Source organism: Halobellus captivus, from assembly GCF_007655485.1.
Classification (GTDB): domain Archaea; phylum Halobacteriota; class Halobacteria; order Halobacteriales; family Haloferacaceae; genus Haloquadratum; species Haloquadratum captivum.
In genome coordinates this window covers 444,687-457,545 of record NZ_VJXQ01000002.1, presented here as the reverse complement: position 1 = coordinate 457,545, position 12,859 = coordinate 444,687, and the positions used below count along the sequence as shown (strand labels likewise).

Sequence of the window (12,859 nt, the reverse complement as noted above, 5' to 3'; positions counted from 1 at the left end):
ACCGTCCTACGCCAGCGTCCCGAGCCGATCGGCCGCGTAGCCGAACACGTCCTCGTAGCCGTTGGCGGAGAGCAACACGGGATAAAACTCGCTGTCGGCGCTGAATTCGTCGCCATCTGCCGCGGCGACGAGGTCGCCCGGCGCGACCCGCTGGAAGTTGTCGACGAAGACGCGGTACTCCTCCGCGGGATTCTTCGGAATTCGATCGAGGAGTCGGAAGACCGTCACGTCGCCCTCGTCGCGGCGATGCAGCGACAGCGGCGGCTCCGATTCGCCCTCGATCGGCGCGGGGAGGACGCCCGTCGCAGAGAGGAACGCGCGAAGGATCCAGTAGGCGTTCGCGGCGGCGCTCTCGCTCCCCTGGAGCCCGCACTCGACTTCGATCGTGTGGGCGTGGTCGATCAGCCGACCCGCGGCGAACGATCCGGTCTCGACGAGATACTCCATCGGGAGGTGTGGACAGATCGCCCGCGTGACCGCGCCCACCTCGTCGACGAGCGCGAACGGTTCGGCGTACGACTGCGTCGAGTGCAGCGACAGCACCGTCTTTCCGCGGAGTTCGCGGACGAGGTCGTGCGCGAGCCGTCCCTCGTGGGATTCAGCGTTCGCATCGCCCGGGAACGCGCGGTTCAGATCCTCGTCGAGGTAGCGGACGTCGGCCTCGCGCGCCTCCTCGTTCGCGACGATGAGTTTGACCGGCCGCTCGACGACCGGGTCTTCGGCGATGAAGCGTTCGATCGCCCGTTCCCCGCAGGGTTCGTCCCCGTGGATTGATCCGACGACGGCGACCTCGGGGGTCCCCTCCCCGAGTTCGTAGATTCGCATCAGTATCTGGCAAGTATCGGAGGGTCAAATCTCTTTATTTGTCGGCGCGAACGTTGAGTCGTGAACGACCACACGCGCGACGACACCGTCGCGCCGCCGACCACCGGCACGCCGACCGGCTGGAACCGCGAGCGGACGGTGTCGAACGGATGGGAGCACGGGACGCTCCGCCGCGCGACGATTCACGGCGTTCGGCTCTACAACGCTCGGGACTTTCACGCCTCCCACGACTGCTTCGAGGACGAGTGGTACAACTACGGCTCCGGGACGACCGAGAGCGCCTTTCTCCACGGGATGGTCCAGGTCGCCGCTGGCGCGTACAAGCACTTCGATTTCGACGACGACGGAGGGATGCGATCGCTGTTTCGCACGGCGTTGCAGTACCTCGATAGCGTCCCGGACGACTACTACGGCGTCGACGTCGCCGACGTTCGACGGGCGATCGGTGCGGCGTGCGACGAGCCGTCCGTGCTGGAGGAGTGGCGAATCGAACTCGACGGAGCACGTCCGGAGGCCGACCGACGGGACCGCGAATACGCCGAGGGGTTGGACTGAGACGCTCCTTCGCGCTCCCTAGCGCTCTGTCTCCGCATCGGCCGCCGCGAGTTCCTCGTAGGCCGCCCAGGAGGGATCGACCTCGGGGTGCGAAATCTCCCCGCCGTCGACGGCGACGCCCGCACCCGCTCGGACCGTCCCGGCGACGCCGACGGGCGTTCCTTCGGCTTCGAGCGCGGAAACGACGTCGCTCGTTCGTTCGGGATCGACAGAGAGAACGAGCGTCCCGCCGGTCGTCGCGCTCCACGGGTCGATGTCGAGCGCGTCGCAAGTCTCGCGGACACCGGGTCGAATCGGAATCTCTCCTGTCGAAAGATCCAGTCGGACCTCCGCACCCGCGGCCATCTCGACGAACGCGCCGAACAGCCCGCACTCGGTCGCGTCGTGCATCGCGTGGACGCCGCCCGCCGCCGTGGCGGTCATCGCGTCACGCACGCACGACGCCTCCTCAAGCCGGGCCTGTGCGGCGCTGAGCGTCTCCGCTTCGAGATCGAACTGTTCTGGAAACAGCGTCGTGAGGAGTCCCGTCGCCTCGACGGCGGGCCCCTTCGTCACGAGGACGTCGTCGCCGACCCGCGCGCCGTCCGGGCGGATGAGCGCGTCGAACTCTCCGACGGCGAGCGCGGTCGCGCCGCCGACCCACGGGAACGAACAGCCCGTGTACCGGGCGGTGTGACCGGTGACGATCGAGACGCCCAGATCGGCCGCCTCCGCGTGCATCGATTCCCAGAGCGTCGCGAACGACTCGTCGTTCATCGAGGGCGGAAGCGTGAACGAAACCGCCAGATGGGAGGGTTCGAGACCCGAGACGGCGACGTCGGCGAGGACGAAATCCAGCGCGAACCGCCCGGCGCGCTCGAAGCCCAGGCCCGGGAGTACGGAGATGGGATCGGTCGCAATGGCGACAGCCGTGCCGTCAAGATCGAGAAGCCCGAAGTCGACGCCGTGTGTCGGTCCCAACGCCACGTCGGCGCGGTCGGCACCGAGCCGCGGGAAGACGTACTCGTCGAAGAACTCGCGGTCGACCTTTCCGAGATCCGCCATACGCGTCCGTCTCGGCGGGTCGGTTTTAACGTAGCGCTGTGGGCCATCGCCGCGGCCGTGGCGACCGTCGGAAGCACAGGTGACCGAGTGGGGGTCCCGGTCACCGCCTCATGAAGTGACGCGAGCGCGGCTCCCACGGAGCTCATCCCGTCGGATTCGGTGTCACATAGCACGTGATGGTGTCGTGTTCTCGCGTCGAGCGATAGTCGGGCCGCTTGTTACAAGAACCTCGCTAAGTTGCCTCCCGATTGATATATAGCAGGACAGAGTGACAGCGGGACCGAGCGTCAGCCCGACTGAACATCACCCCCACGAAGCGTCGGCACGGCTTGGCAGTAGCCCAGCGGGCCGGTGAGACGACTCCGACTCGACCGTCGGACCGCCCTGTTTCATATCGGAGCCGCTCAGCGCTCGAAGTGTGTCGTGAGTTCGTCGAGAACCCGATCGGGGAACTCGTGGTGGAGCCAGTGCGTGGCGTCGTCGAGGACGACCAGCCGACCCGACTCGCAGTACCCCGAACTCTCGGTCGCCAGCGATTCCAGCAGGAAGTCGTCGTTCGCTCCCCAGAGAACGAGCGTCGGCGGCCTCACGCGGGTGGTCGCCGGACGCGGATCGGCGCGGACGATGGCGCGGTACCAGTTCAGCATCGAGCGGTACGCGCCCTCGACCTCCCACGCCGTCCGGTATCGCTCGAAATCGGTTTCATCGAACGTCCCCGGGCGGCTGCTTCGCTCGAACAGGGTCGTGAGCGTTCGCCAGTCTCCCGCTCGGGCGAGCGTCTCCGGGAGTCGAGGCAGTTGGAAAAACAGCACGTACCAGCTGCGAAGCATCTGTCGGGGATTGCGCGTGAGCGCCCGCCGAAACACGGTGGGGTGCGGCACGTTGAGCACCGACAGCGTACGGACTCGCTCCGGCGCGTGGAGGCCGACCCACCACGCCACGTACGCGCCCCAGTCGTGCCCGACCAGGTGCGCGGTGCCGATATCGAAGGCGTCGAGCAGCCCCGACACGTCGCCCGCGAGCGAATCGAGGTGATACGCCCCGACGGCCGAGGGCTTGTCGCTCGCGTTGTAGCCGCGCTGGTCGGGAACGATCACTCGGTAGCCCGCCGCCGTCAGCGGTTCGACGTACTCGTGCCACCCGTACCAACACTCCGGGAAGCCGTGGAGGAGGACCACCGGTTCGCCGTCCTCCGGTCCCGCGACGACGACGTGGAGGGTGACCCCGTCGACTCGTCCACGGCGGGAGTCGGTGTCGGCGTCGTCGAACCGGGATTCGACGTCGATGTCGACGAACCGGGAATCGGCGTCGATTCCGACGGTCTCGGGGAACAGGCCGTGATTCATAGGTCGAATCGGCTGTGTGCGATCGGTGCCGCTCACTCGTCGGGATCGACGACGAGTTGGTCCGCGAACTCCGGCGTCGGCTCGCGCTCCCAGTCGCGCCCTGCGGTCCCCCCGACTTCAGCGTGGATCTTCTCTTTGAGCAGGTCGACCGCGACGCTGTTTGCCCCCTCGGGAACGATGAGGTCCGCGTGCTTCTTCGTGGGCTCGACGAACTGTTCGTGCATCGGCTTGACCGTCGAGAGATACTGGTCGATGACGCCTTCGAGGTCGCGACCGCGCTCGATGACGTCGCGTTGGATGCGACGGAGAATCCGGACGTCGGCGTCGGTCTCGACGTAGAGCCGGAGGTCGAGCATCTCGTTGACCGCCTCGTCGTACAGCGTGAGAATCCCCTCCAGAATGATGACGTCGGTGGGTTCGACGCGAGTGGGTTCGTCCGTCCGGTTGTGCACCTCGAAGTCGTACGTCGGCATCTCGATCGGCTGGCCCTCCAGAAGCGTCGAAAGCTGCTCTCGGAGGAGTTCCCACTCGAACGCAGAGGGGTGATCGTAGTTCACGCTTTCGCGCTCTTCGAGCGCGAGGTGGCTCAGGTCCTCGTAGTAGTTGTCCATCGGTATCCGGGTGACCGCATCGCCGACGTTGCGGGTGATGAGTCGCGCGACCGTCGTCTTCCCCGCACCGGTCCCGCCCGCGATCCCGATGACGAACGAGGGGATAGTCATGTTCTGACAGAGGACGCCCCGAACGCTTGAGCGTGGCGATTCGTCGAACTGACCGGTGGCGATTCGTCGAACCGACCGGTGGCGAACGGTTCTTCGAGGCCACCGTCTTCGAACGAACGCCCCGATCCGATATCGGACAACGTGTTCGGAGTGAGTGTGAGAATGCAGCGGCAGACTGTGTCCGCACATCGTTACAGAAGTCAGATAGGATGAGACTCAGCGGTGGTCTCACCGAAATCGATTTCCCGGCTCCCAATGCGGTTGAACCGTCGTGGAACGTCTATCATCGTTCGTCTCGAATACACGTCTGACCAGTGTCGTAACGGGTACATTTATATAATGGTGCCCCATTCCCGTGTTTATGGCACGTGATATCGTACGGCGCAGATTCCTGAAACAGGTCGGTGCGGCGGGAACGATCGGAGCGACCGGCATCGCCGGGTGTATCGGAAGCCCGGACGACGGCGGCGACAGTGGTGGGGATAGTGGCGGCGACAGTGGTGGAGATAGTGGCGGAGACAGCGGTGGGGATAGTGGCGGCGACAGTAGCGGCGATAGCGGCGGCGGCTCTGGAGACGGACCCGAAGGGCTCGTCTTCATTTGTTACCCCGAAAGCGGGATCCAGCTGTTCCGCGACTACTACAGCCAGTCGGACGGGAGCGAGACGATCCTCGTCCCTGACGGCCTCCGCGACGGGGACCTTCCGGGGCAGGTTGGTAACGAGATGGCGAACGTCACGGGGACCGCACCCGCTGCGGGCGGCCCGAGTCAGGAGGCGTTCAACTCCCTGTTCGAAGAGGAATACGACGCCTCACCTGGCGTGTTCACCTCACAATCGTACGACTCCGTCGCCCTCCAGTTGCTCGCGAACGCCGCAGCGGGGGAGAACAACGGAACCGCGGTCCGCGATCAGATGCGTCGGATCGCCAACCCCGGTGGGATGGAGGTCACTCCCGAAAACCTCACCGAAGGAATCGAAGCGGCGGCGAACGGCGAGGACGTGAACTACCAAGGGGCGTCCTCAGCGACGAACTTCGATCAAAACGGCGACCCGGCGTCCGCGGCCTACGCCGTCTGGGAGTTCAACGACAATACCGACGAGACCATCGACGTGCAGAACTTCGAGGGAGAGAACCCCGACGGCAGCGGTCCGTCGGCCGATAGTTCACCCGGTGGCACTGACCGAGAGATGTCGGTCGGAATCCTCCTCCCGGAGACAGGCGATCTGGCCTCCGTGGGTGGCCCGATGATTCAAGCCGCCGAACTGCCCGTAACGCAGGTCAACGACGCCAACCCGGCTGGCCTCTCGGTCAACGCTCAGATCGAAGATTCCGAGACCTCGCCGAGCGCCGGGACGGCTGCCGCCGAATCGCTCGCCAGCGCGGGCGTACCCAGCGTCTGCGGGTCGGCCTCCTCGGGCGTGAACATCGCCGCCGCACAGGAGGTCTTCATTCCGAATCAGATGGTTGGAATGTCCCCGTCCTCCACCGCGCTGTCGGTCACGAACCTCGAAGACGACGACTACATCTTCCGGACGGCTCCCTCGGACATCCTTCAGGGCCGCGTGATGGCGCAAGTGATGTCCGAACGGCTGGACGTGAGCACGGTTACGACAATCTACATCAACAACGACTACGGTCAACAGCTCTCCGAGCGCTTCAGTAACGTGTTCGCCGACGAGTTCGGCGGCGAGGTCTACGACCAACTCGGCATCAACATCGGCGAGTCCTCGTACTCGTCGGTCATCAGTTCGGCGTTGTCGGGGAACTAACCCAAGACGACGCTCGATTCGCAGAATTTTTTTGACGTACCACGCCACGAGCGACGGCGAAAAATCCGTAACAACGCCACAAAACCGCTCAGAATCCAACAGTCTGCGACCCCTTCGCAGAAAGCCACCTATCCGCCGAGGAAGTCCTTTCTGACTTCCTCGTCGTTCAGCAGTACATCGCCGTCGTCCATATAGCGGTTCCGTCCGTTCGCGAGGACGTAGCCCCGATCACAGCGACGGAGCGCCTCCTTGGCGTTCTGTTCGACCATCAAGACCGCCGTGCCGTCGTCGTTGATCGCGTCGATGCGATCGAACATATCGTCGACGAGGTCGGGAGCGAGCCCTGCGGACGGTTCGTCAAGCAGGAGCAGCGAGGGTTCGAGCATCAGCGCGCGGCCCATCGCGAGCATCTGCTGTTGGCCGCCGGACATCGTTCCGGCCTTCTGCGACTGGCGTTTTTCGAGGATCGGGAACCGCTCGAAGACCGCCTCAAGAGCGTCCTGCGGGACGGAATCGAGGATGTACGCCCCCATCTCCAGATTCTCCCGAACCGTCAACGAGGCGAACACGTTTTGGTTCTGCGGCACGTAACCGATGCCCTCGTGGATAATCTCCTCTGGTCGGAGCCCGGTGATGTCCTCGCCTTCGAACGTCACCGTCCCGCCCATATGGGTGGTGAGACCGAACACGGACTTCATCACGGTCGACTTCCCGGCCCCGTTCGGGCCGACGATGGTGACGTACTCGCCGTCGCCGACGTCGAGGTCGACGTCGGTCAGAATCTGTAGGTCGCCGTAGCCCGCGTCGAGACCGCGAACTTCGAGGAGCGACTGCGCCTCACGGTCGAGTACGGACTCCTGCGACACCGCGGCGTCGTACGGCGGCGGGTCGCGCTCGGTGTCGGCGCTCATACGTTCCCCCCGAGGTAGGCCTCGATGACCTCCTCGTTTGCCTGTATCTCCTCGGGCGAGCCTTCCGTCAGGACGCGCCCCTGATGCAGGACGATCACTCGCTCGCAGTTCTCCATAATCAGATCCATATCGTGTTCGACGAGCAGGAACGTGTAGCCCTGCTCGCGCAACTCGTGAATGTGTTCGAGGAGGCGCTTTTCCAACGAGGGGTTGACGCCCGCGAACGGTTCGTCGAGAAGGAGCATGTCCGGGTCGGTGAGCAGCGCCCGGGCCATCTCCAGCAGTTTGCGCTGCCCGCCGGAGAGGTTTCCGGCGTACTCCTCGGCGATGTGGTCGATATCGAAGAACTCGAGGACGTTCCAGACCCGTTCGAGGAGCTCTTCTTCCTGTTCGATAACGTCGTCGCGGAACCCGGGTGTGACGGAGCGCCAGAGCGTCTCCCCCTGCTGGCCCTTCGGAGCCAACATCAGGTTCTCCAAGACCGTCATATCCTGAAGTTCTCTCGCAATCTGGAACGTTCGAACGAGTCCCTTGTTGGCGATCGCGTGCGGTTTCCGGCCGGTGATGTCTTCGCCGTCGAACGTCACGGTTCCCGAATCGGGCTGCAACATCCCCGTAATGAGGTTGAACGTCGTCGATTTCCCGGCCCCGTTCGGACCGATGAGACCGGTCAGACTTCCCTGCTCGACCCGGAACGATGCGTCGTCGACGGCGGTGATGCCGCCGAAGGTCTTTCGCAGCCCCTCCACCTGCAGCGGGTACTGTTCGGCGACGTCGGGGCCGCCGGAGCCGAGGTCGAGTCTGCTCGACGATCCGTCGCTCCCGCTGGACGTCGCGACCGCGTCGTCGGGGATGCTCCCGACAGTCTCGGCGTTCGTCGCGTCGGTGTCACTCATCTGTCCCACCTCTCTCACCGCCGTCCGCGTGCGCTGTCCCCTTCGCTCTCGACGAGGTCAGCGGGATCCCCGCGGCCGTCTCCTTGCGGTGACCGAGCATCCCCTCCGGTCGGTTGTGCATCAGCCAGATGAGAACGAGTCCCATAAACACCAACTGAAGCTGTCTGATGCTGTCGATGGTGTAGAAGAAGAGCGGTGACGGATCGAAGTTCGAGAACAGCGGGGCGACCGCCGGGCCGAAGCTCGAAGGCGCGTCGGCGTTCGGAATCACGGTGTCGACGAGGTTCTTCACGTATCGCGGCCCCTGGAACAGCAGCGCGGCGAAGACCGCACCGCCGAGGACGCTGCCCGTGTTCGAGCCCGATCCGCCGATGATGAGCGCAATCCACACGAAGAACGTCACTCGCGGGCGGAAGAAGTTGGGCGTGACGGAGCCGCTCGTCATCAGCCAGAGGATGCCGACGAGCCCCATCAACGCACACCCGAGCATGAACGCCTTGATCTTGAACCGGTTCGTGTCCTTTCCGAGCGAGTTCGCGACATCTTCGTCCTCGCGGATCGCTTTCAGTACGCGACCGAACGGCGACTCTCCCGTTCGCTTGAGCAGCCAGTAGAGCACGGCGACGAAGCCCAACAGGACCACGCCGTAGACGAGGCCGTCGACGACCGGCTTCGGGTTGTTCGGAATGATGACCTCGAACGCGGTGACGATGCCGAGATACGAATCCCACAGTCCGAAGAAGCGGAAGAACGCCTCCATCGGGTCGGTGAAATTGAGGATGACCCCGGATCCGCCGCCGAACCCGACCTGCTGTCCGAACAGTTGGAACTCCTCCAGCGTCCCCGAGAGGAACGTAAAGCGCACGATCTCGGACATCGCGATCGTGACGATCGCGAGGTAGTCAGCCCGCAACCGTAACGCCGGTAACGCGACCAACGCGCCCAGCAGGGCGGCAGCCGCCATCCCGGCGACGATGCCGACGACGAGCGGCAGACCGAGCCCGCCGATCTGCGCCGCGCCAGTGCCTGCTGGCGGCTTCGACACCAGCGCCATCACGTAGATACCGACGGCCATGAAGCCGACGATGCCGATGTTGAACAGCCCCGTGTATCCCCAGTGTAGATTCAGTGCGAGCGCGAGCATCGCGAAGACGCCGATGTAGAAGGTCAAGACCGCGACGGAGTTCAGTTGGCCGCGGATCGAATACCCGAGTGCCACGCCTGCGAGTACGTACGCGGCGTAGACGCCGAGTAGAACGGCCACGATGAATCCCGCATCGCCGCCCGGAACTCGATCTGCGAGGTCTTCTCGGACGCTCATGCGGTCGTCCTCCCGGAGAAGATCCCTTCGGGTTTCACCAAGAGGATGACGATCATCACCGCGAACGCCGCCGCGCGTGTGAATGCCGATGGGATCCAGATGACAGACAGCGACGCCGTCAGACCGATCGCGAGACCGCCGACGATGGCCCCGTAGATCGAACCGATCCCGCCGAGGATGACCGCCGCGAAGATCAAGAGCAGCAACAGCCACCCGTCGTTGAAGCCGAGCGTCCCCTTCCAGAGGATGAACATATACCCCGCGACGCCCGTCAGTCCCCCGCCGATAACCCACACCGCGCGGACGACGCGCTCGGTGGGAATGCCCGTGATCTGTGCGAGGTCCTCGTTATCGGCCATCGCTCGCATCGCCTTGCCGAGTTTCGTCAACTGCAAGAGGAGATGCACCGCAAGCATCAGGCTCCCGGCGACCACGACGAGCGCGATGTCGTGGGCGTTGACCCGCACCGCGCCGTCGACGAGATACAGCGGGAACGCAGGCGGCTGCGACGTCGTCCCCCGGACGCTCGAATCGAAGACGAACTGCATCAGATACCGGAGCGCGAACGCCACGCCGATGCTGGTGATGAGCAGCGTGATCCCGTCGGCGTCGCGAATCGGGCGGAACGCCGTTCGATCGATGAACAGCGCCAAGCCGATCGTCACGATTCCGGCGGTGAGAATGCCCGCAAGGACCGCGATGGGCGTTCCGGTGACGCCGATTCCGAGCGTGCCGCCGAAGACGGAACCGCCCGCACCGACGAGCAACAGCGCCCCGACGTCGGCGCGGCCGATCCCGGCGATGAGGTACGTCGCCGCCCACCCGGAGAACGCCCCTGCGGTAATGTAGTCACCGTGTGCGAAGTTTGCGAAGTTCAAAATACTGTACGTCATAGAGAGCCCGATGCCCGCGAGACCGACGACCAGTCCGCGCATCAGCCCGTCCCACACGAGCGAGCCGACATTACTGAACGAGTGCTGCCCGGTCGCCAGACCGGAGAGCAGATCGAACAGCAGGACGGCCCCGACGAGTGTCAGAAGGACGGAGCCCGGCCGCGCGATCGCGAACTGCCGTCCGCGTGTGTACGTCTCGGCGATACCCATTGATAACTATCCTCACGGTATTTGCGGTTGGGAAACGATGATAAGTCTTTCTTCCCAGGCCCGGGAGAATGATCGAATCCGCCCCGAATGGCGGGGAAACCCACAGGTTCGTCGACAGGACCAAGCGGTTTCGGCGTTTCCTCGCGATTGTGCCACCTCGAACGCGAACGCTACTTGGCGTTGCCACCGCCGTCGCACTCGTCGGAACGATCGGCAGCCTCTACTTCAGTCTCGGGCTCGGTCTCGTCCCGTGCGAACTGTGCTGGTATCAGCGGATTCTGCTGTATCCGTTGACCGTCGTGCTCGGCGTCGCGACCGTCGAGAACCGGCCACAGGTGATTCGAACGGTGCTGCCGCTCTCGGGGCTCGGCGTCGGCGTCGCCGCCTACCACGTGGTACTCCAACTCCGCCCCGCGATCGGAGCGACCTGTTCGGTCGGCGGCGGCTGTTCGTCGATCCTCTACCCGATGGCCGGAGGACTGCTCACGATCCCGCGGCTCTCGCTGATCGCGTTCGTCCTCGTGACGGGCTTGTCCGTCAGTGTGTGGATGGTCCGCGAAGATCGGTGAAGGCGAATCCGTCGCGGTCTGCTCCCGTACAGTCAGCCGCCCGTCGCCGGTCTCAGTCGTTTTGACGTCGGTGGAGGAACGAACTCTGTTGGTCGATCAGTTGATACAGTGCGGAGACCACCAGCGCCAACGACAACCCCACAGCGATGAAACGCGGCGATAGCGTTCTGAAGATCGGGACGCCGATCGCGACGGCCAGAAGCGAGAGTCCGCCGAGCAGTCCGAGGCCGAGGTAGTACTCCGCCCACGAGATGCCGTACTGCGGAACGACTTCCATATACACGGCGACGTCGGCGGCGTTGTCGGCGATCGTGACGGTTTTGCCGTCCGGGTCGTACTCGACGATTCCCAGTTCGTCGAGCTTCGGCAGGTGCGTCTGATGAAGCGACACGTAGACGCTCTGTCGAACCTTCCGCGGCGGCGGCGACTCCCCGGCCTCGACGGCCCCGATCTGCTCTGCGAGATCGGACACCGTCTCGACGCCCTCGCCCGCGCGAAGCCGTTCGAGCACGAGTCGACGGCGGTCGTTCCGGAGGACGTCGTGGATCTCCGAGGCGTCGAGACGCTCGCCGTCGGGGGCTAGATCGGCCTCGGATTTGCTCATTACACTACTCTCTGAAGCCGTCCTACATGAAGCTGTCCGAATCGGCAGACGTTCCCACCGCGTCGCTGATCGTATGCGCAGCCGCGAGAGGCCGTCGCTGGCGCGCGTCGGTCGCGGGGAGACACCCCTCAGTAGATAAACTTCGGGAAAAACGGAGTTGCCGGTTACTCGGCCGGACGCGGACGCGCCACGAACAGCGTCTCGACGATGCTGAACGGGTCGTAGACCGACTGGTGGCACTGACAGTAGACGTCGTCCTCGGCGTTGAACTTCGCCGAGCCCTCGGCTTTGAACTGCGGCACGCAGCAGAAGTGCGTACACTTGTTGAGCCACGCGATGAAGCCCTCCTCCGTCGAGGCCTCGAGCCAGGGGTTACTTTCGGCCAGTTCCATCACCCGGTCCGATTTGATGACCTGGATCGGAATGACGTCTTCTGCGTCCTCGGAGCGCCAGCGACCGGTCGCTGGCTTGCCGAGACCGTCGCTCCCGACGCCGTTCGACCACTCCTGATAGTCGTCGAAGTCGTCGACGTGCAGGCGGTCCCCCTCGGAGTACGCTTCGGTCTGCCACTCGTAGCCCGGGCTCGATCCCGACCGGAAGTAGTTCTCCGAATCGTACTCCGGGTCGATGCCCCCGTAGGACTCGACGCCGCAGAACTGGAACCAGTCCGAGGAGTAGGTGATTCCCGTGCCCTTGAAATCCTGTGTCGAAGCGATAGTGACCTGCAGACCCTGCTCCTCCACAGTTCTGACTTCAGGCCAGACGCCCTTGAGATATCCCTCGTCGTCGATTTCGACCGGGATCTGCGGCATTCCGCGCGGAGCGGGACCGTCGATGTTCTCGATAGCGTACGCCACGGTCGAACCGCCGCCCGCACCGGCGGCCTGCGTCGCGGAGTTGATCGCAGCGGCACCCGTCGCGCCGACGCCCGCGAGTGTTGCACCCCCCACGACACCCTTCACGAACCGACGGCGACCCGACTCCGCCGGATACTTGTCGCGCTCACTCATACGGGACAGTTCGTCCCGCTGGTAAAAAGGATGACGAAACCCCTGGTCGATCATCGTCCGGCGATTCATTGACAAATCGTGTCGGATTCTCAACTAGACGGAAAGAGCCTGAAATAATCACGACACGACACGCGGATTCGAGACGTTAGTCGTCGATGAATAGCTCAACGATCGTCGATCAC

Annotated in this window: 13 protein-coding genes; 3 read left to right on the top strand and 10 right to left on the bottom strand. The window is 64.4% G+C overall.

From position 1 onward, the window contains the following. Nucleotides 1–6: 6 nt before the first annotated feature. Nucleotides 7–825, bottom strand: coding sequence for a M14 family metallopeptidase (locus FJT57_RS07635; RefSeq protein WP_144903769.1), 819 nt, complete (start codon nt 823–825; stop codon nt 7–9). A gap of 60 nt (nt 826–885) precedes the next feature. Between FJT57_RS07635 and FJT57_RS07630 the strand changes: the two genes are divergently transcribed. Further along, a complete protein-coding gene (locus FJT57_RS07630; protein ID WP_144903766.1) occupies nt 886–1,380 on the top strand; it encodes a DUF309 domain-containing protein in 495 nt (164 codons plus the stop codon). Nucleotides 1,381–1,398: 18 nt separating this feature from the next. Here the strand turns inward: FJT57_RS07630 and FJT57_RS07625 are convergent, their stop codons facing one another. The 3 genes from FJT57_RS07625 to udk all read right to left on the bottom strand — a co-directional run bounded on the left by FJT57_RS07625 (nt 1,399) and on the right by udk (nt 4,492). Further along, nucleotides 1,399–2,424, bottom strand: coding sequence for an AIR synthase family protein (locus FJT57_RS07625; protein WP_144903764.1), 1,026 nt, complete (start codon nt 2,422–2,424; stop codon nt 1,399–1,401). 404 nt (nt 2,425–2,828) lie between these two features. After that, on the bottom strand, nt 2,829–3,770 hold the full coding sequence (locus FJT57_RS07620) for an alpha/beta fold hydrolase (protein WP_144903761.1): 942 nt from the start codon (nt 3,768–3,770) through the stop codon (nt 2,829–2,831). A gap of 32 nt (nt 3,771–3,802) precedes the next feature. Then, a complete protein-coding gene (gene udk, locus FJT57_RS07615; protein WP_144903758.1) occupies nt 3,803–4,492 on the bottom strand; it encodes a uridine kinase in 690 nt (229 codons plus the stop codon). A 361-nt stretch (nt 4,493–4,853) separates the two neighbouring features. Here udk and FJT57_RS07610 point away from each other — a divergent pair, with 361 nt between their 5' ends. Then, the gene (locus FJT57_RS07610) at nt 4,854–6,263 is read left to right on the top strand and encodes an ABC transporter substrate-binding protein (protein ID WP_144903755.1); all 1,410 of its coding nucleotides are present in this window, start codon (nt 4,854–4,856) and stop codon (nt 6,261–6,263) included. A 128-nt stretch (nt 6,264–6,391) separates the two neighbouring features. Here the strand turns inward: FJT57_RS07610 and FJT57_RS07605 are convergent, their stop codons facing one another. From FJT57_RS07605 to FJT57_RS07590, 4 genes are read right to left on the bottom strand one after another with little or no spacing between them, the layout of a single operon-like run. Beyond that, on the bottom strand, nt 6,392–7,174 hold the full coding sequence (locus FJT57_RS07605; RefSeq protein ID WP_144903752.1) for an ABC transporter ATP-binding protein: 783 nt from the start codon (nt 7,172–7,174) through the stop codon (nt 6,392–6,394). Beyond that, complete coding sequence (locus FJT57_RS07600; protein WP_144903750.1) at nt 7,171–8,070, bottom strand: ABC transporter ATP-binding protein; 900 nt, start codon at nt 8,068–8,070, stop codon at nt 7,171–7,173. Before FJT57_RS07600 ends, FJT57_RS07605 begins: the two co-directional genes overlap by 4 nt. Beyond that, nucleotides 8,063–9,391: a branched-chain amino acid ABC transporter permease gene (locus FJT57_RS07595; protein ID WP_144903747.1), complete on the bottom strand. Its 1,329-nt coding sequence runs from the start codon at nt 9,389–9,391 to the stop codon at nt 8,063–8,065. Before FJT57_RS07595 ends, FJT57_RS07600 begins: the two co-directional genes overlap by 8 nt. Then, entirely contained in the window at nt 9,388–10,494 is a 1,107-nt protein-coding gene (locus FJT57_RS07590) for a branched-chain amino acid ABC transporter permease (RefSeq protein WP_144903744.1), read from the bottom strand. Before FJT57_RS07590 ends, FJT57_RS07595 begins: the two co-directional genes overlap by 4 nt. A gap of 149 nt (nt 10,495–10,643) precedes the next feature. On the opposite strand from FJT57_RS07590, the gene FJT57_RS07585 reads away from it, so the two are divergent. Then, complete coding sequence (locus FJT57_RS07585; RefSeq protein ID WP_144903741.1) at nt 10,644–11,063, top strand: disulfide bond formation protein B; 420 nt, start codon at nt 10,644–10,646, stop codon at nt 11,061–11,063. A gap of 52 nt (nt 11,064–11,115) precedes the next feature. Here FJT57_RS07585 and FJT57_RS07580 read toward each other — a convergent pair whose 3' ends face one another. After that, nucleotides 11,116–11,667 carry a DUF7344 domain-containing protein gene (locus tag FJT57_RS07580; RefSeq protein ID WP_144903738.1) on the bottom strand — a complete coding sequence of 184 codons (552 nt, stop codon included), beginning with the start codon at nt 11,665–11,667 and terminating at the stop codon, nt 11,116–11,118. Between the two features lie 164 nt (nt 11,668–11,831). Then, a complete protein-coding gene (locus FJT57_RS07575) occupies nt 11,832–12,677 on the bottom strand; it encodes a ubiquinol-cytochrome c reductase iron-sulfur subunit (RefSeq protein ID WP_144903736.1) in 846 nt (281 codons plus the stop codon). Nucleotides 12,678–12,859: the final 182 nt, after the last annotated feature.